Origin of the sequence: Streptomyces sp. NPDC051664, assembly GCF_044453545.1 — a bacterium.
Classification (GTDB): Bacteria; Actinomycetota; Actinomycetes; order Streptomycetales; family Streptomycetaceae; genus Streptomyces.
The window spans coordinates 467,471-484,707 of record NZ_JBITCU010000004.1 but is presented as its reverse complement, the minus strand read 5'-3'; the positions used below and the strand labels follow the sequence as shown (position 1 = coordinate 484,707).

Genomic DNA, 17,237 nt, shown 5'->3' with positions numbered 1-17,237 from the left:
CCGCCGCGGCACCGAGCACGGTCGCCGCCATGGGCTGTCACCCGGTTCCGCCGGGCGTCCGCGCCCGTCCGCTCGGCGGACGGGCGCGGACGCGAGGCGACTCAGCTGCCGTCGCGCAGATCGTCGAGCCCGGTCGGCCGGAAGGCGATCCGGTCGAACGACGCCACGCAGCCCTCGCCGGTCGGCGACTGGACGAGGAAGCCGATCGACGCCGCTGCCGCCCCGTCCGCGTCACCGAGGGCGAAGACGCGGACGAAGGTCCACTTCTCGCCGTCGGCCGAGGCGTGGAAGGCGAACGCGCTGCCGTTGCGGCTGAGCCGCAGCCAGCAGCTGTCGCCGTCCACGACAAAGGCGTTGGCGTCGTCGGAACGGCCGCGGGTGACGACCGTGCAGACGGTGGGGTCGGCCGGGGAGAGTTCCAGGCAGAGCTTCGCCCATTCCCGTTCCCCGACGTGCAGATAGAGCACCCCGGCGTCGAAGGCCGCCGCGAAGCCGACGTTCACCCGGGCGATCAGCTGGAAGTCGCCGTCCGGTGCCACGCCGAGCAGTCGCGGTGCGTCGCTCGCCGGGTCGAGGGCGTCGCCGCCGGGCGGCACGAACCGGTCCTGCCGGACGCCCGCCCGCCCGGTCAGTACACCGTCCTCGTACGACCACTGCCCCTCCGGGCCGAACGACCGTAGCTCAAAGGGGAGTTCGGGAAGGCTCAGCGTCATGCGCGGCGTCCGTCCACCCGGCGCGGCAGGCCCAGCGGGTTGTCCTCGCGCAGTTCCGGTGGCAGCAGGGCCTCCGGTGTCGTCTGGTAGCTGACCGGGCGCAGCCAGCGTTCGATCGCGGTGGCGCCGACCGAGGTGGAGGTGGAGGTGGTGGCCGGGTAGGGGCCGCCGTGGTGCTGGGCGGGGGCGACCGCGACACCGGTCGGCCAGCCGTTGACGAGGACCCGGCCGGCCAGCGGGGTGAGGGCCGCGAGGAGCCCGGGGGCGTCGGCGTCGGCGCCCTCCTCGGCGATCTGGAGAGTGGCGGTGAGGTTGCCGGGGAGCCGGGACAGGACGGCGGTGATCTCGTCCTCGGAGGCATACCGGGCCACGACGGTGACCGGGCCGAAGCACTCCTCCAGGAGCGCGTCGTGCGGGCCCTCGGTCGCCAGCAGGTGTGCCGGTACGGTCAGGAAGCCCGCGGAGACGGTGTGGTCACCGCTCGCACCGGGGGTGACGGGGGCGTCCACGTCCGGGAGTTCGGCCCGGGCCCGTACACCTGCGACGAAGGCGTCCCGCATCCGGTGGTCGAGCATGACCGCGGCCTCGCTGTCGCTGACCGCGTCGGTCAGCGACTTCAGCAGCCGGTCGCCGGTCTCACCCGTCGGGGCCAGGACGAACCCGGGCTTGGTGCAGAACTGGCCCGCGCCCATGGTCATCGAGCCCGCAAGCCCGGCACCGATCTGCTCGCCGCGCTCGGCGGCGGCCGCCTCGGTGACGACGACGGGGTTGAGGGAGCCGAGCTCGCCGTGGAACGGGATCGGGGTGGGCCGGGCGGCCGCCGCGTCGAACAGCGCCCTCCCGCCGCGGATCGAGCCGGTGAAGCCGGCGGCGGCCACGAGCGGGTGCTTGACCAGCTCGACGCCCGCCTCGAAGCCGTGCACCAGGACCAGTACGTCCTCGGGCAGGCCGACCTTGGCGGCGGCCCGGCGCAGCACGGAGGCGCACAGCTCGGAGGTGGCGGGGTGGTCGGGGTGCGCCTTGACGACGACCGGGCAGCCGGCCGCCAGGGCGCTGGCGGTGTCGCCGCCGGGTACGGAGAAGGCGAGCGGGAAGTTGCTGGCCGCGTAGACGGCGACGACGCCGAGCGGGATCTTGTAGCGGCGCAGGTCGGGCCACGGCGGGGTCCGGGTGGCGTCCGCGTGGTCGATGTGGATGTCGAGGAAGGCACCCTCGTCGACGACCTCGGCGAAGGCCCGCAACTGGGCCGCGGTGCGGGCGAGTTCACCGGTGAGCCGGGCCGGGCCGAGTGCGGTCTCAGCGTCGGCGGCCTCGATCACGTGCTCGCCGGCCTCGGCGAGCAGATCGGCCGCGGTACGCAGGAAGGCGGCGCGTACGGTGCGGTCGGCCAGCGAGTCCCGTACGGCATGTGCCGCCCTGACGGCACGGTCGACCTCCTCCGCTGTAGCCTCCACCGCAACCTGCTCACGCGGGTTCCCGGTGCGGGGGTCGACGCTCCAGACTGGTGCTGCTGCCACCGTGTTTCCTTCCGCTCCACTGCTACACATCAGAAGTTGTTCGGTATTCTGAACAGAGTTCCTGATCGTGAATATGTAGGGACTCTATTTCCGGGCGTTCCGTGTTGGCAAGAAGTCGCAGGGTTTCGCAAGTGGGCTGGAAGGGGCGTAGGGCGATGTCGGTTGCCGAGTCAGGTGGGGCACAGGTCAAGTCCGCGGTACGGACGGTGGAGCTGCTCGAGTACTTCGCCGGGCGGCCCGGTATGCATTCGCTGGCGGCCGTGCAGGAAGCCGTCGGCTATCCCAAGTCGAGCCTCTACATGCTGCTGCGCACCCTGGTCGAGCTGGGCTGGGTGGAGACCGACGCGACGGGGACGCGGTACGGCATCGGCGTGCGGGCCCTGCTGGTCGGCACCTCGTACATCGACGGCGACGAGGTCGTCGCGGCCGCCAGGCCGACGCTGGACCGGCTCTCCGACGACACCACGGAGACCATCCACCTGGCCCGCCTCGACGGTACGAACGTGGTCTATCTCGCCACCCGGCAGTCCCAGCACTATCTGCGTCCCTTCACCCGCGTCGGCCGCCGGCTGCCCGCCCACTCCACCTCGCTCGGCAAGGCTCTGCTGGCCACCCACAGCGACGAGCAGGTCCGCAAGATGCTGCCGGAGACGCTGCCCGCGCTGACCGAGCACACCCTCACCGACCGCGAGAAGCTCATCGAGGAGCTGCACGTCATCCGCGAGCAGGGGTACGCGGTGGACCGCGAGGAGAACACCCTGGGGCTGCGGTGCTTCGGCATCGCGATCCCGTACCGGACTCCGGCGCGCGACGCGATCAGCTGCTCGGTGCCGGTCGCCCGGCTCACCCCCGCGCACGAGCAGATGGTCAAGGACGCGCTCTTCGACGCGCGGGACCGGCTGACGCTGGCCACCCGGAGGCTCTGACCGATGAGTGCGGCAGAGGTGACCCTGCGCGAGGTGCGCGGCAGCGATCTGCCGCTGTTCTATGCGTACATGTGCGATCCGGAGTCCGTCCGCACGGCCGCGTTCACCAGCGAGGACCCCACCGACCGGGCCGCGTTCGACGCCCACTGGAGGCGGCTCCTGGCCGACCGGACGATCGTGATACGGACGGTGCTCGCCGACGGCGCGGTGGTCGGCAACGCCGGGGTGTACGGGCCCGGGGGCGACCGCCAGGTCACCTACTGGATCGACCGGGCGCACTGGGGCCGCGGACTCGCGACCGCCGCGCTGCGGGCGCTGCTGGACGCCGTGCCGGAACGTCCGCTGCACGCCCGGGCGGCGGCCGACAACACCGGTTCGCGCCGGGTGCTGGAGAAGTGCGGCTTCACCGTCACGGGCGAGGACCGGGGCTTCGCGCACGCCCGCGGCGAGCTGACCGACGAGCTGCTCTTCACGCTGGTGCGCCCGGCCGGCCGGGCGCCGGACGAAGGCCGCTCCACGACCCCGTGAGGGGTCCGCGCCGTACGGCTGCGGTCGGTCGGGCAGTCTGAAAAATCGGTGAGAAGCGGCACAGACGGGAACGCGCCGGACCGCCCCGCTCGTCCCTCCAGCGGGATGAACAGAACAATCAGGCGTGCTTCGGTCTTCTGTCTGCTGCTGGTCCTCGCCCTGCTGGGGCGGGCGACCTGGGTGCAGGCGTACCAGACCCGAGCCCTCGCAGACGACGACCACAACCGGCGGAAGACCATCGCGCAGTACGCGCAGCCGCTCGGCGACATCATCGTGGCCGGATCACCGGTCACCGGATCGAAGGGGACCCAGGCCGGCGATCTCGCGTACAAGCGCACATACACACAGGGCGAGCTCTATGCCGCCGTCACCGGGTACAGCTCGCAGGCGTACGGCGCCACCCAGCTCGAAGGGATCTACAGCCATGTGCTCGACGGCACCGACGACCGGCTGAAGAACCCCCTCGACGTGGCGACCGGCAAGCAGGCGGCGCCCGGCAGTGTGCTGACGACGATCGACCCGGGTGTGCAGAAGGCGGCGTACGAGGCGCTCGGCGACGACAAGGGCGCGGCCGTCGCGATCGACCCCGGGACCGGACAGATCCTGGGGATGGTCTCCACCCCCTCGTACGACCCGTCGAAGATCAGCGGGACATCGGACGGCGACACCTGGCAGGAGCTGCTCTCCGACCCGGACAAGCCGCTGGTCAACCGAGCCCTGCGACAGCCGCTGGCGCCCGGTTCGACGTTCAAACTCGTGGTGGCGTCGGCGGCGCTGGAGAACGGCCTCTACAGCTCGGTCGACGAGCGCACGGACAGCCCCGACCCGTACACGCTGCCCGGCACCTCCACGGTCCTGAAGAACGAGAGCGCCTCCGCCCCCTGCGAGAACGCCACCCTGCGCACGGCGCTCCAGTACTCCTGCAACAACGTCTTCGCGAAGGTCGCCGCCGATCTCGGCGAGGACAAGTTGAGGGCGACGGCGGAGAAGTTCGGCTTCAACACGGAGAAGCTGGACGTCCCGGTGCGCGCCTCGAAGAGCGTCTATCCGTCCGGCATGGACAAGTCGTCGACGGCGCTGACCGGCATCGGCCAGTTCGAGGTCACCGCGACCCCGATGCAGATGGCGATGGTCTCCGCAGCCCTCGCCAACGGCGGTGAGCTGGCGGCGCCGCACATGGTGTCCGAGGTGACGGACTCGGACGGCAACGCCCTGCAGAAGTTCGCCGACGGTGACACGAAGCGGGTCGTCTCGGCCTCGACCGCCGAGCAGCTGCGCAGCGCGATGGTCACCGTCGTCGAGCAGGGCACCGGCACCAACGCCCGGATCGACGGGGCGGAGGTCGGCGGCAAGACGGGCACCGCGCAGAACGGAGTGGGCAACAGCAACACCCCGTACGCCTGGTTCACCTCGTACGCGAAGGACAGGTCCACCGGCAAGGAGGTCGCGGTCGCCGTGGTCGTCGAGGACTCGGGCTCGGCGCGCTCCGAGGTCAGCGGCAACGGACTGGCGGCGCCGATCGCGCAGAAGATGATGAAGGCGGCGCTCAAGAGGTGAGGAAGCGTCCGTCCGGCTCAGGGGCCGGGGCTCCGTGCCGGACGGACGACGGGCTGTGCGGGGCGGCGCGGGCCGCGTCGTGCGCGGTCGGTGCCGACCGGCCGGATCGCCCCGCCACAGCTGCTACTTCACGCCGAGCAGCTGCTCGATCGGGTCGATCGCGAAGTACACCGCGAACAGCGCCGAGGTGCCCCAGAGCAGCCAGTGCACCTCGCGCGCCTTGCCGAGGACGGTCTTGATGACGACGTACGCGAGGAAGCCCGCACCGATGCCGTTGGTGATCGAGTACGTGAAGGGCATCACGGCGATCGTCAGAAAGGCCGGGATGGCGATCTCGTAGCGCTCCCAGTCGATGTGCCGGACCTGTGCCATCAGCAGGAAGCCGACGGCGATCAGGGCCGGTGCGGCAGCCTGGGCCGGGACGACCGTGGCGAGCGGGGTGAGGAAGAGGGCGACGGCGAACAGCGCGCCGGTGACCACGGAGGCGAAGCCGGTGCGCGCGCCTTCGCCCACGCCGGCCGCGGACTCGATGTACGACGTGTTGGAGGAGGCGGAGGCCGCGCCGCCCGCCACGGCCGCGACACCGTCGATCAGCAGGACCCGGCCGAGGTTCGGGACCTTGCCCTGTTCGTCGAGGAGTCCGGCCTCGTTGGAGACGCCGACGACGGTGCCCATCGTGTCGAAGAAGTCGCTGAGGATCAGGGTGAAGACCAGCAGGACGATCGTGATGACGCCGGTCTGCTGAAACGCCCCGAAGAGGCTGAAGGAGCCGATGAGGCCGAAGTCCGGGGCGGCCACCACGTCGTCGGGGACGGACGGAACCGTCAGGCCCCAGGCGGCCGGGGCGATGTCGGCGATCTCGTTGATGACGATCGCGACGGCCGTCATCACGACGATGCTGATGAGGATGGCGCCCTTCACCTTGCGGGCCAGCAGCGCGACGGTCAGCAGCACACCGAGGCAGAAGACCAGGACCGGCCAGCCGGAGAGCTGCCCGGTGGCGCCGAGCTGTACGGGGACGGAACCGGTGTCGCCGGGGATGCGAGTGGTGAAGCCGGCGTCGATGAAGCCGATGAACGCGATGAAGAGCCCGATGCCGACGCTGATCGCCTGCTTGAGGGCGGGCGGGATGGCCCGCATGACGGCCTCACGCAGCCCGGTGACGACCAGGACGCAGATCAGCAGCCCTTCGAGGACGATCAGGCCCATCGCGTCGGGCCAGCTCATCAGTGGTGCGATCTGGAAGGCGACGACGGCGTTGAGTCCGAGTCCGGCGGCGATGGCGAGTGGCAGATTGCCGCCGAGCCCCATGATCGCGGTCATCACGGCGGCCACCAGGGCGGTGGCGGTGACGAGTTGGGGACCGGAGAGATGCGCGCCGAACTTGTCCTCGGCCGAGCCGAGGATGATCGGGTTGAGGACCAGGATGTAGGCCATGGTGAAGAAGGTGGCGAAGCCGCCGCGTATCTCGCGTCCGAAGGTCGAGCCGCGATCGCTGATGGCGAAGTAGCGGTCGACGGCGTTGCGTTGCACGGTGCTTTCCGGCATGGGCGCTCCTGGGTGCGTGAAGGTCCCTCGGTGGGTAGCTGGATTGTTCCTTCGGACACTGGGTCTTCAGGTTTTCGCTGTGTTACGCCTTACTGGGGTCACGCACCCGAGTCGAAGCGCTTCCGGGGTGCGCTGGTACGCTCGCGCCCCGCCCGCGCCCCGCGGGCGGTACCGGTGAACGTACACAGCGGTACAACGCGCGTACAGGGAATCGAGTGCACAGAGAGGTACCCGTGGGCACAGTCGTCGACGATGCCGCTGCCGCCGAGTTCCATGAGTTCTTCGAGGCCCATTACGCCGAACTCGCCCGGCTCGCCCATCTGCTGACCGGTGAGACCGACGCCGCGGACGATCTGGCGGCCGATGCGCTGCTGGCGCTCTGGCACCGCTGGGACCGGGTCAGGAACGCCGACCATCCCGTCGCGTACGCGCGCGGCGTCGTCGCGAACCTCGCCCGGACCCGGATCCGCAGCGCCGTGCGCGAGCGCCGCAGGATCGCCCTGTTCTGGGCGCCGCGCGGAGGCGGGGACGGCTACGCGGTCGACGACCCGGATGTGTCGACGGTCGTCGACGTCCAGGGGGCGCTGCGCAGGCTGCCGTTCCGCAAGCGGGCGTGCGTGGTGCTGCGGCACGCCTTCGACCTGTCGGAGCGGGACACCTCGCTGGTGCTGGGCATATCGGTGGGCACGGTGAAGAGCCAGACCTCGCGCGCCGTGGCGGAGCTGCAGCGGCTGCTCGGTCCCGATACGCCCGCCGCGCAGGTACAGGTGGCTGTCGCGGCGCAGCGCGGCGGAGGAAGGCACTGATGGACGACAAGCTGCGTGAGCGGCTGCGCGCGGCTGCCGAGGCGCACCGTCCCGACCGGGAGCGGATGCTGGCCCGGCTCGAACGAGGAATGGTGGAGGCACCTTCCGCCCGTACTCCGCGCGCTCCACGGGGTCCGCTGCCGTGGCTGCGGGTGGTCGGGGCGACGGCGGCGGTCTGCGGCGTGCTGACCGTCGGGGCGTACGCCGTCACTTCGGCGGGCGGCGGGCAGACGCGGGGCGGGCAGGTGGCCGCTTCCCCGGTCCCCTCCGCCTCGGCCCCGGCGGCGCCGGGTCGCGTGCCCGATCTGCGTACCGAGGACGGGCCGCTGTGGGCGGACGGGGCCGTCGACCCGCACAGCAACGCGTACTGGGCGCAGAGCAATGTGATGCTCAGGACGACGCAGCCGCTCTCCTCGCTCACGGTCGAACTGCGCATCGCTCAGACCGGCGGCGTCAACACCACCGGCTCCTGGCGCTCCCTGCCGGAGCAGGACTTCACCGGCTCGGCGCAGGAGAAGGACGGCTTCCTCGTCTACCGGTGGACGCTGAAGCCGGGGCGTACGGTGCCGGTCGGTACGCACACGTTCGCCGGCCAGTACAACCACGCGGAGGGCGACCGGGGCGCCGACGGCGACTACTTCACCGCGAGCGCCGCCCGCACCACCGGTCAGCAGGTGTCCGTGGGCGACAACTTCACGTCCGACCACTGACACGGAAAGAATCCCCGAACCCGGCAACCCTTCCTCCGGCGGCGGCGACCAGAGAGCGCAACGCTCCGCCACCTCCGAGGAACGGGACATCGAGATGAAGGAACGAACCGCACTCCGCCACCACCATCGGCGGCGCATGTATGCCGCCCTGACCGCCGCGCTGGCTCTCACCGGCGCCGCCGTCGTCACGAGCCTCACGGTCCAGCCGGCCGGCGCGGCGACCACCGCGGTCGCCGCCTGGCCCACGCCGAACGGTTCCCAGCCCGTCTCGGCGACCATCGCGGTCTCGGGGACGTACGACGGCGGGTTGAAGCGCTTCTACGGAAGCGGGGATCTCGGCGACGGAGGCCAGAGCGAGGACCAGGATCCGATCTTCAAGCTGGCGAACGGGGCGGTCCTGAAGAACGTCGTCCTGGGCTCGCCGGCTGCCGACGGCATCCACTGCTCGGGCAGTTGCACGCTTCAGAACGTGTGGTGGGAGGACGTCGGCGAGGACGCGGCGTCCTTCAAGGGCACCTCGTCGAGTGCCGTGTACACGGTGACCGGCGGTGGCGCACGGAAGGCCTCCGACAAGGTCTTCCAGTTCAACGGCGCGGGCAGCCTGACCATCACCGGCGGGTTCCAGGTCTCCGACTTCGGCAAGCTGGTCCGCTCCTGCGGCAACTGCTCGACCCAGTACAAGCGCACCATCACCGTCAACGATGTCGATGTCACGGCCCCCGGCAGTGCCATCGCCGGCATCAACACCAATTACGGGGACACCGCGACGCTGCGCTCGGTACGGATCCACGGCGACAGCAGCAAGAAGATCAAGCCGTGTGTCCGCTACACGGGCAACAACACGGGTGACGAGCCGACCGAGACGGGCAGCGGCCCGGACGGCACGTACTGCCGCTACTCCGCCTCGGACATCAGCTACCAGTAGCCGTTCCCAGGCGCGGCGCGACCGGGCTCGCTCCGGTCGCGCCGCACAGCCCCACCCACCTGGACTCCCATGAGCACCCACAAGAGGCGTCTCGCCGCCGCCGGGTCATCGGCGCAGGCGCCGTCGGCGTCGCTGCGACCGGCGTCGCGACAGCCACCGGTTCCGGCCTGCTGTCCTCGGCGTCCGCAGCCTTCCGCTACACCGACGACGGCTCGAACCACGTCATCCACACGGGGACAGTCGCCGTCTCCCGGTACGTCCCCGGATCGAGCAAGACCGTCCGGTCCGCGCCGGGGACGGTGTCCACAGCCGCCTGGATGAACTGGCCGAGCCCGCTGCCAAGCCTGTCAGCAGCGTGCGACGGCGCATCTCAGCACCCCTTCCAGGGCGTCCAGTCACCCAGATAGGCGGACCGGGTCTGCACCTGGGCGTCGGCATCCGTTAGCTGGGGCCGGTTCTCCGGGACATTGATCCGCGCACCCGGGCCCGTGTTCCGGTACTCGGCGAAGCGCTGGGCCTGCCATGCATAGATGTCTTGCATGTTCATGTAGGGGGCGTCGGGGTCGATGCCCGGGCCGAGGACGCTCTCGCGGACCGTCAGCATCGGTCTCGCCGTGGTGTCCGACCCCGGCACCCATGGGCGCGCCAGTTTGTAGTGGGCCACCGGGGCGCCACTGGTGACATGGGAGTTCAGGACCAGGTAGCCGCGCGGGTTCGCGACCGCGGTGCTGGGCGCGAAGACGAAGCCGTAGGGGGCGGCCGCCAGGTCGGTACGGTCCAGGGTGCGGAAGTGGCAGTGCTCGTAGACGGCGGTGGCACGGCCGAAGACGAAGTCGACGTCGCCTTCGACGTAGCAGTCGCGGAAGTACTGGCGGGCGAAGATCCCCAGGCCCATCGAGTCGGCGTACAACGTGTCCTGGTGGCCCAGGAAACGGCAGTTGAGGAACGCCGAGCGGTCGCCCTGCACCTTGATCGCGACGGCCTGTGTCCCGGAGGTGATGTCGAGGTGATCCGCGCGCAGCCAGTCGTTGGCGAAGGTGAGGTCGCGCGCGGTGAAACCGTCGGCCTGGACCGTGGTCGTGGCCGAGCCCGTCGTCCCGTACGTACCGCCGGACGGCTTCGCCGTACCCGCGGCGTTGTCGTACACGATCACGGTGTCGCGTGGGTCGCGGGTCGTCCCGCGCAGGGTGAGATTGGTTGCGGTTTGGGGGATGAGGACGGTCTCGCGGTAGACGCCGGGGGCGAGGACGATCGTCCAGCCGTCCGAGCGGACGGCGCTGACCGCCGCCTGGACGGTGGTGTGGTCGCCCCGGCCGCGCGGGTCGACGTGCAGGATCTGCTGCCGGGTGGCGGCGGAGGCCCGCGGGGCGAGGGCGAGGGCGGTTGCGGCGAGGGCGCCGCTGAGGACGGACCGGCGTGCGAGGTGCGAAGTCATGCGGGAGGTGCCTCCGTTGCGGCTCGAGGAACAGAGGGCGGGGCCGGAGCGCAAGAGCGCGCCCCGGCCCCCGTGCGGAAGAGGAGAGTCAGCAGGTCTTTCCGGCACCCGCACCATGGTCGACCAGCCCCGGGACGGCGCGCGGGTTGTCGATCCTGGTGCGCAGGACCGGGGTCCAGCCGGCGCCCGGGGTGAGCTGCTCCGCGGGAACTCCCGCGTTGTGGACGGCGATCAGGTCGGTCCTGCGGCCGTTGACGTAGTTGTCCTCGGCGGTGATCGGGGACTCCTTCCACTTCTTCAGGATGGTCGCCGGGTCGACCTGCGACGCGAGGGTGAAGGCGTTGTGCTCGGCGACGATCCGGGACTCCATGCCCACGCCGTAGCTGTAGCCGTAGGCGGCACCCGCCGTGGCGACGAAGTGGTTGTTGTACGAGTCGACGGCGCCGAAACGGACGCGGGGTGCGCGTTCCTTGAGGTCCTGGAAGAGGTTGTGGTGCAGGGTGACGCGGAGCTTTCCGCGGTCGATCGCCGCGGTGGCGGCGCTGTCGCTGTTGCCGATGAGCATGGTCTTGTCGTGGTTCTTCAGGACGTTCCAGGAGACGGTGACCAGGTCGGAGCCGCGGACGATGTCGAAGAGGCCGTCGTGCTGCTGGAACAGCTCGCCGTAGTAGCGCGGCTGGTCGGCGTCGGGCCGGTCGCCGTCGCTGAAGGTGTTGTGGTCGACCCAGACATGGCTGGAGCCGGTGACGACGAGGTTGTCGTACTCGGAGTTCCAGGCACCGGTCTCCCCGTCGGTGGGGTCCCACTGCGGGAAGCAGTCGTAGGTGTCCTCGAAGGTGATGTTGCGGACGATGACGTTCGAGACGTTGTTCACCTGCAGGCTGGCGCCGATGACGGTGGCGTCCTTGCCGACGCCGACGAGCGTGGTGTTGGAGGGAACCTGGACCTCGACCGCGGCCTTCTGCAGGGCGGCGGAGGCGGCGCGGGCATCCTCCAGCGGACCGGACGGGAGCACCTTGCCCCAGGTGGCCGGGTCGTAGGTGGCAAGGTACTTGTCCAGGGTGTAGCCGTCGGTCCGGTAGTCCTCGCAGCCGATGGGCGTGCCTTCGGCGTCGGAGTTGCCGTGGATGGTCCCGGCGATCCTGACGATCTTCGGTGCGTCGCCCGCGTCCTCGAAGGCGGCGATGAGCTCGGCCCGGTTGGTGACGGTGTAGACATGGTCGGGCGTTGCCTGGGAGCCGCCCGTGGTGGAGCCGTCCGAGGCGGCCCAGCCGTCGCCGGCAGGGAGCACGGCGCGCTCGATGCCCCGGTGACGGGGGGCGGCCTGGGCGGGGACGGAGACGGCGAGGGCGAGCGAGGCGCAGCCCATCACCAGGGCGATGGCGCGAGCATGACACATCCGTGCGGGCATGGCGGTTCCTTCGGTCGTAGACGTATGGCGAAGGTGGCGCGTGCGGAAGAGAGCGCGTGGCAGAGGTGCGAGCGGACGCGCGAGGAGGTACAGGAAGATGTGCGGAGAGGGAGCGGGTGGGAGAGAGGGACCGGCGGCGGGGCGCGACCCGGACCGCCGCCGGCCCCCGGTCACCGGGGCGTCGGCTGTGACGATCAGCCGTTGCCGAGCTCCTTCCACTCCTTCTGCGCCTTGTTCAGCTCATCGGCGATCTTGTCGAGGAAGGCCTTGGCCGTGGTCTTGCCGAGCAGCAGCTTCTGGAACTCCGGCTCGTTGTCGGCCTTGCTGATGTTGTTCCAGTCGGGCAGGTAGTACGGCAGCTGCACGATCTTGGTGGAGCCGTCCGTGAGGGCCTTCGCAGCGAGCTCGGTCGGCGCGGCAGCGCTGATCCACGGGTCCTTTGCGGCCTCGGTGTTGGCCGGGATGGCGCCGGCCGACTCGTTCCACTTGCTGTTCGAGGCGTGGGAGGCGGCGAACTCGATGAACTTCCAGGCCGCCGTCTTGTTCTTGCTGGACCGGAACAGGCCGAGTCCGTCGACCGGGTTGGACACCTGGACGCGGGTGCCGCTGTCACCGATCGGGTTCGGGACGCCGGCGAACTTGTCCTTGCCCAACGCCTTCAGGTGGTCCTGGTAGGAACCGAGGTTGTGGCTGAGCATTCCGATGGTGCCGGTGTCCCACTGGGCGACCATCTTGGTGAAGTCGTTGTTGACGTCGGCGGCGGGCGTCGTCTTCTTGTAGAGGGCGACGTACTTCTCCAGCGCGGCAACGTTCTTCGGATCGTTGAGCGTCGTCTTGTCGCCGTTCCAGAAGTCCGTGATGCCGGACTGTCCGTACGCCGCGTCCATGGCCTGCGCGATGGAGCCCGCGCCACCGCGGATGGTGTAGCCGAACTTGTTCTTCTTGGTGTCCGTGAGCTTGTCGGCGGCCGCGTAGAAGTTCGCCCAGGTGGTGGGCGCCTCCAGACCGGCGGCCTTGAACAGGTCCGTGCGGTACCAGAGCGCGCCGTTGTTCGCGGAGGTGGGCACGGAGTACATGTCGTCGCCGCGGCCGCCCGCTGACTTGACGCTCTCGACCATGCCCTCGACGAGCTTGCCGTTCAGCGAGGAGTCCTTGATCCGGCCGGTGAGCGGCTCCAACGCCTCCTGCGACACCATGTTGGCGAGGTACGCGGTGCCGACCCCGCCGACGTCGGGCAGGCCGCCGCCCGCGATCGCGGTGTCGTACTTGGACTGGACATCGGCGATCGGAATCGGGACGTACTTGACCTTGATGTCCGGGTACTTCTTCTCGAAGTCCTTGATGATCTCGGTCCAGACGGCGGTGCGCGGACCGCCGTTGTTGTCCCAGAAGGTGATTTCGCCCTTCCCGCTGCCTTCGTTCCCGCTGCTGCTGCCGTCGTCACCGCAGGCGGTGGCGGCGAGGGCGAGCACCGTCGCGAGGGACATCGCTGCCGCGACACGTCTCCGCTGTGTCTTCGAGATGTTCATGGTCGGCTCTTCTCTCTGGGTTCTGTCGGTTCTGGTGCGGTTCGGTCGGTGATGCGGAAACCGGTGAAGCCGGCCGTCCCGGCCGGTCCCTTCCCGGCCGGTGCGGTGGCGAAGAGGCCGAGCAGTGCGCCGACCCAACGCCAGGGAGTCGCGGCGAACGGCTGCCCCGAGGCCCCTGAACCCGTCCCGTCGCCGGTGTCGGCGAAGAAACGGCAGCGGGCGCCCGCGGTGACCTCGATCCGGAGCCGGGCCCGTCCGTCGGGAGCCGGGCGGCTGTGTTCGGCGTCCCGTTCGTGCTCGGCGACCGTCTCGGCGTACCGGTGCACGAGGTGGATCCCGCCGTCCTCGGCGCGTTCGAGGCCGATCCAGTTGAAGGCGTCGCCGAGCACGGCCAGCCCCGCCTTGGCCCCGGTCTCGTCGCTGCCGAGGGCGACCTCGACCTCGACGGTGAACGTCTCGGCGGGCAGCCGCTGGACCAGCACGTTGGGCAGGGCCCGCAGGTCGTGCGCGTACGCGGTCCGTATGCAGCTGAGCCGCAGCCCGTCCCCGGCGTGCTCGACGGTCCAGCCGGGCCGGTGGTTCGCCATCCACTGCCACTGCCTGCCGTACCGCCCGCCCGGGAACTCGTCGCTGGTCGCCGGGGCTTCGACGGGCTGCTCGGGGGCGACCGGCTTGGCGTGTACGCGGACGGGTTCGCCGTGGTCGCCGAGGACCGGCCAGCCGTCTGCTCCCCAGCTCATCGGCTGGAGGTGGACCACCCGTCCGTACGCCCCGCGCTCCTGGAAGTGCAGGAACCAGTCCTCACCTGCCGCGGTTCGGACCCAGCCGCCCTGGTGCGGTCCGTTGACGTCGGTGCGTCCCTGGGCGAGGACGACCCGTTCCTCGTACGGTCCGAAGAACTCGCGAGACCGGAACGCCCCCTGCCAGCCGGTGGTCACCCCGCCGGCCGGGGCGAAGATCCAGAATTCGCCGTCGTGCCGGTAGAGCTTGGGGCCTTCGAGGGTGAACCAGCCGGGGATCAGATCGGCGTCGATCAGGGTCTTGCCCTCGTCGAGGAGTTCGCGTCCGTCGGGGCTCATCCGGTGGCCGGTGATCCGGTTCTTGATGCCGGAGCGGGACTTCGCCCAGGCGTGCACGAGGTAGGCCTCGCCGGTCTCCTCGTCCCACAGCGGGCAGGGGTCGATCAGTCCCTTTCCCGCCTTGACAAGATGTGGGGTGCTCCACGGGCCGCGCACCGACTCGGCGTTGATCTGCTGGATGCCGTGGTCGGGATCGCCCCAGAAGATCCAGAACCGGCCGGCGTGGTGCCGCATGGACGGCGCCCACACCCCGCAGTCGTGGCGCGGTACGGCGAAGTCGGCGGCGGGTTCGAGGCGGTCGAGGGCATGACCGACGAGTGACCAGTTGACCAGGTCGCGGGAGTGCAGCAGCGGCAGTCCGGGGACCCGGCCGAAGCTGGACGCGGTGAGGTAGTAGTCGTCGCCGACCCGGATGACGTCGGGGTCGGACCAGTCAGCGTTCAGGACCGGGTTGCGGTAGGTTCCGTCGCCGAGGTCGGCGGTCCAGGGACGGCTCACGCGGTCACCGCCCGGCGGACGTACGCGGCCGCCTTCTGCCGGTCGAGCCGGCCGTCGGCGATGACGGTGATCACGCGGCGTACGACGGTGGCACCGGCCGGGACCTGCAGCCGCTCGGCGGCGGCGAGGGAGGAGCCGACGCCCGGGTACTGGGTGGTCCGGACGAACCACGGGTCGCGCCGGGTCTCGTCGGTCGCGCCGGCGAAGACGAGGGTCCAGCCGTCGCCCGCCATGGCCACCCAGTCGGCGACCCGCCCGTGGACCGCATCCTCGCCGTCGCCGATTCCACTGAACACGGCAGGCGCGACGGGTTCCTTCGGGGCGCGCCAGAAGAAGCCGCCGTATCCGGCGCCGGGACGGCCGTTGGTGGCGGGGCTGCCGATGGAGAGGTCGTCGGTGCCGCGGTTGGTGAGCGAGAAGGAGAAGTCCAGCGCCCAGGCGGTGGCGGAGAGTGCGGCGACCGCGACGGTGCGGTGCTCGCGCAACAGTTCGGTGTCGTCCGCCACCCAGCTGAGCTCCTCGACGAAGCCGTCGGAGTCGCAGAGTTTCCAGCCGAGGTGGCGCTGGATCCCGTGGTTGTCGAGTGCGGTGGGGCCCTGGCCACGTACGAAGGTGCGTCCGCCCCAGAAGTTGTGCCCGGCGACATCCGGGACGGCGATCGAGGTGCCCAGGTGGTGGAGGTGGTCGGCCGGGCGCTCCTCGGTGACCGGGACGCCCGCGAGGGTGGTGACCGGGTGGAAGTAGGGACGGCCCTCGGTGGCGGGCAGGTAGGTGTAGCGGCCGACGGGGCGCCCGGCGCAGCTCAGGAGTGCGGATGATGCGGTCACGATGAACTCACCTCGGTGGGAAGCGCCCAGGGGACGCCGAGTTCGGAGAAGAGTGTGAGGGTGTCGGCGCCCGCCGCGACCAGGGCGTCGATGCCGCGGACCACCCGGCGCGCCCCGGTGGAGGCTGTCGCGGATTCGGTGTGCCAGGCGTCGGAGGGCAGGGCGACGGGCTCCGGGGACGTCCGTACGGCTTCGACGACCCGCATGAACGCGCCGGTGCGCTGGGGCGGTACGAGAAGTGCGGCGCGGCCCGCGAGGTGGTCGACGAGGTTCTCGAGGAGGTCGGTCCGCCCGTGCACGGCCTCCTCGGGGCCGTGTCCGGCGCGCTGGATCAGGACCCGGTCCTGCTTGTACCAGAAGGTGATCCGGCCGCGATCGCCGTGGACGATGACGTAGGGCTCGCCGGCCTGTTCGGCGCACAGGGTGACGGCGGCGGTGACGGGCAGCCCGCGCGTGGTGGTGATGCGTACGCAGGAGGTGTCGTCGGCCTCGATGTCATGGGCGCGGAACAGCTCGGTCTCGATGGACGCCACGTCGTCGGCCGTCCCGCTGCCGGCGAGTTCGAGTGCGGTGGCGACGGCGTGGGCGAGGGGGTTGGTGAGGACGCCGTCGACGACGTCGGCCGTGCCGATCCTGCGCCGCCCGGCCCAGGGCGCCCGGTGGTAGTAGGCGTCGTCGCGGACCCAGGCACCCGCGGCGCCGATGCCGTGCACGGCGCCGATGGCACCGGAGTCCACGAGTGCGCGGATGGCCGGCACGGCGTGCGAGCCGAAGGACTGGAAGCCGACCTGGCAGGCGATGCCGGCCGCCCGCACGCCGGTGACCATCCGCTCGAAGTCGGCGAATGTCGCGGCGGGCGGCTTCTCCAGCAGGAGGTGGACGGAGCGCGCGGCGGCGGTCAGGGCCAGTTCGGTGTGGGTCTGGATCGGGGTGCAGACGACGGCGACGCGAGCTCCGGTGGATTCGAGGAGTTCCCCGAAATCGGCTGACTGGGCCGGGAGTTCACCGACGAATGGGGCGAGCTCGGTCTCGGTCAGCGGAGTCAGCTCGCAGATGCCGGCAAGGCGGACGAGGCCCTGGTCCTGGAGGCGGCGGATGTTGGCGAGATGCCAGCGTCCGTGGCCGCGTGCGCCGGCGAGGACGACCGGGACGGGCGTCCGGACCGTGCTCATCCGGCCCTCCGTATGCGTCCGGCGTGTGGGTGGGGTTGCGGTCATCGTGGAGTCCT

Annotated in this window: 15 protein-coding genes; 6 read left to right on the top strand and 9 right to left on the bottom strand. The window is 70.6% G+C overall.

Annotated features, from left to right (window positions below):
• Positions 1-101: 101 nt before the first annotated feature.
• Both ACIA8E_RS11250 and ACIA8E_RS11245 read right to left on the bottom strand, forming a co-directional pair.
• Positions 102-713 (bottom strand): DUF1349 domain-containing protein, encoded by a 612-nt coding sequence (locus ACIA8E_RS11250; RefSeq protein WP_399296762.1) that lies wholly within the window; start codon positions 711-713, stop codon positions 102-104.
• Positions 710-2,230: an aldehyde dehydrogenase (NADP(+)) gene (locus ACIA8E_RS11245; RefSeq protein ID WP_399296760.1), complete on the bottom strand. Its 1,521-nt coding sequence runs from the start codon at positions 2,228-2,230 to the stop codon at positions 710-712. Before ACIA8E_RS11245 ends, ACIA8E_RS11250 begins: the two co-directional genes overlap by 4 nt.
• A 155-nt stretch (positions 2,231-2,385) precedes the next feature.
• Here ACIA8E_RS11245 and ACIA8E_RS11240 point away from each other — a divergent pair, with 155 nt between their 5' ends.
• The 3 genes from ACIA8E_RS11240 (at position 2,386) to ACIA8E_RS11230 (ending at position 5,241) form a co-directional block, all read left to right on the top strand.
• Complete coding sequence (locus ACIA8E_RS11240; RefSeq protein ID WP_030919961.1) at positions 2,386-3,156, top strand: IclR family transcriptional regulator; 771 nt, start codon at positions 2,386-2,388, stop codon at positions 3,154-3,156.
• Between the two features lie 3 nt (positions 3,157-3,159).
• A complete protein-coding gene (locus tag ACIA8E_RS11235; protein WP_399296757.1) occupies positions 3,160-3,684 on the top strand; it encodes a GNAT family N-acetyltransferase in 525 nt (174 codons plus the stop codon).
• Positions 3,685-3,789: 105 nt separating this feature from the next.
• Positions 3,790-5,241 carry a peptidoglycan D,D-transpeptidase FtsI family protein gene (locus tag ACIA8E_RS11230; RefSeq protein WP_399296755.1) on the top strand — a complete coding sequence of 484 codons (1,452 nt, stop codon included), beginning with the start codon at positions 3,790-3,792 and terminating at the stop codon, positions 5,239-5,241.
• A 123-nt stretch (positions 5,242-5,364) separates the two neighbouring features.
• Here the strand turns inward: ACIA8E_RS11230 and ACIA8E_RS11225 are convergent, their stop codons facing one another.
• A complete protein-coding gene (locus tag ACIA8E_RS11225) occupies positions 5,365-6,789 on the bottom strand; it encodes an NCS2 family permease (RefSeq protein ID WP_399296753.1) in 1,425 nt (474 codons plus the stop codon).
• 233 nt (positions 6,790-7,022) lie between these two features.
• Between ACIA8E_RS11225 and ACIA8E_RS11220 the strand changes: the two genes are divergently transcribed.
• The 3 genes from ACIA8E_RS11220 to ACIA8E_RS11210 all read left to right on the top strand — a co-directional run bounded on the left by ACIA8E_RS11220 (position 7,023) and on the right by ACIA8E_RS11210 (position 9,230).
• On the top strand, positions 7,023-7,595 hold the full coding sequence (locus ACIA8E_RS11220; RefSeq protein WP_399296751.1) for a SigE family RNA polymerase sigma factor: 573 nt from the start codon (positions 7,023-7,025) through the stop codon (positions 7,593-7,595).
• A complete protein-coding gene (locus ACIA8E_RS11215; RefSeq protein ID WP_399296749.1) occupies positions 7,595-8,305 on the top strand; it encodes a hypothetical protein in 711 nt (236 codons plus the stop codon). The genes ACIA8E_RS11220 and ACIA8E_RS11215 overlap by 1 nt, the downstream gene beginning before the upstream one ends.
• Positions 8,306-8,399: 94 nt before the next feature.
• Entirely contained in the window at positions 8,400-9,230 is an 831-nt protein-coding gene (locus ACIA8E_RS11210) for a pectate lyase (RefSeq protein WP_399296747.1), read from the top strand.
• Positions 9,231-9,600: 370 nt separating this feature from the next.
• Here the strand turns inward: ACIA8E_RS11210 and ACIA8E_RS11205 are convergent, their stop codons facing one another.
• From ACIA8E_RS11205 to ACIA8E_RS11180, 6 genes are all read right to left on the bottom strand, one after another.
• Complete coding sequence (locus ACIA8E_RS11205) at positions 9,601-10,665, bottom strand: pectinesterase family protein (RefSeq protein WP_399296745.1); 1,065 nt, start codon at positions 10,663-10,665, stop codon at positions 9,601-9,603.
• Between the two features lie 88 nt (positions 10,666-10,753).
• Positions 10,754-12,076 carry a polysaccharide lyase family 1 protein gene (locus tag ACIA8E_RS11200; RefSeq protein ID WP_399296743.1) on the bottom strand — a complete coding sequence of 441 codons (1,323 nt, stop codon included), beginning with the start codon at positions 12,074-12,076 and terminating at the stop codon, positions 10,754-10,756.
• A 194-nt stretch (positions 12,077-12,270) separates the two neighbouring features.
• Positions 12,271-13,605 (bottom strand): ABC transporter substrate-binding protein, encoded by a 1,335-nt coding sequence (locus ACIA8E_RS11195; RefSeq protein WP_399296741.1) that lies wholly within the window; start codon positions 13,603-13,605, stop codon positions 12,271-12,273.
• Positions 13,602-15,182, bottom strand: coding sequence for a family 43 glycosylhydrolase (locus ACIA8E_RS11190; RefSeq protein ID WP_399296739.1), 1,581 nt, complete (start codon positions 15,180-15,182; stop codon positions 13,602-13,604). The genes ACIA8E_RS11195 and ACIA8E_RS11190 overlap by 4 nt, the downstream gene beginning before the upstream one ends.
• Entirely contained in the window at positions 15,179-16,009 is an 831-nt protein-coding gene (locus tag ACIA8E_RS11185) for a PmoA family protein (RefSeq protein ID WP_399296737.1), read from the bottom strand. Before ACIA8E_RS11185 ends, ACIA8E_RS11190 begins: the two co-directional genes overlap by 4 nt.
• A complete protein-coding gene (locus tag ACIA8E_RS11180) occupies positions 16,006-17,181 on the bottom strand; it encodes a Gfo/Idh/MocA family protein (protein ID WP_399296735.1) in 1,176 nt (391 codons plus the stop codon). The genes ACIA8E_RS11185 and ACIA8E_RS11180 overlap by 4 nt, the downstream gene beginning before the upstream one ends.
• Between the last annotated feature and the right edge of the window lie 56 nt (positions 17,182-17,237).

Excerpts from the sequence above, each read along its gene's own strand:
- ACIA8E_RS11180 (WP_399296735.1), bottom strand. The coding sequence starts at position 17,181 with ATGAGCACGGTCCGGACGCCCGTCCCGGTCGTCCTCGCCGGCGCACGC.
- ACIA8E_RS11250 (WP_399296762.1), bottom strand. The coding sequence starts at position 713 with ATGACGCTGAGCCTTCCCGAACTCCCCTTTGAGCTACGGTCGTTCGGC.
- ACIA8E_RS11225 (WP_399296753.1), bottom strand. The coding sequence starts at position 6,789 with ATGCCGGAAAGCACCGTGCAACGCAACGCCGTCGACCGCTACTTCGCC.
- ACIA8E_RS11215 (WP_399296749.1), top strand. The coding sequence starts at position 7,595 with ATGGACGACAAGCTGCGTGAGCGGCTGCGCGCGGCTGCCGAGGCGCAC.
- ACIA8E_RS11205 (WP_399296745.1), bottom strand. The coding sequence starts at position 10,665 with ATGACTTCGCACCTCGCACGCCGGTCCGTCCTCAGCGGCGCCCTCGCC.
- ACIA8E_RS11230 (WP_399296755.1), top strand. The coding sequence starts at position 3,790 with ATGAACAGAACAATCAGGCGTGCTTCGGTCTTCTGTCTGCTGCTGGTC.
- ACIA8E_RS11240 (WP_030919961.1), top strand. The coding sequence starts at position 2,386 with ATGTCGGTTGCCGAGTCAGGTGGGGCACAGGTCAAGTCCGCGGTACGG.
- ACIA8E_RS11200 (WP_399296743.1), bottom strand. The coding sequence starts at position 12,076 with ATGCCCGCACGGATGTGTCATGCTCGCGCCATCGCCCTGGTGATGGGC.
- ACIA8E_RS11195 (WP_399296741.1), bottom strand. The coding sequence starts at position 13,605 with ATGAACATCTCGAAGACACAGCGGAGACGTGTCGCGGCAGCGATGTCC.
- ACIA8E_RS11235 (WP_399296757.1), top strand. The coding sequence starts at position 3,160 with ATGAGTGCGGCAGAGGTGACCCTGCGCGAGGTGCGCGGCAGCGATCTG.
- ACIA8E_RS11210 (WP_399296747.1), top strand. The coding sequence starts at position 8,400 with ATGAAGGAACGAACCGCACTCCGCCACCACCATCGGCGGCGCATGTAT.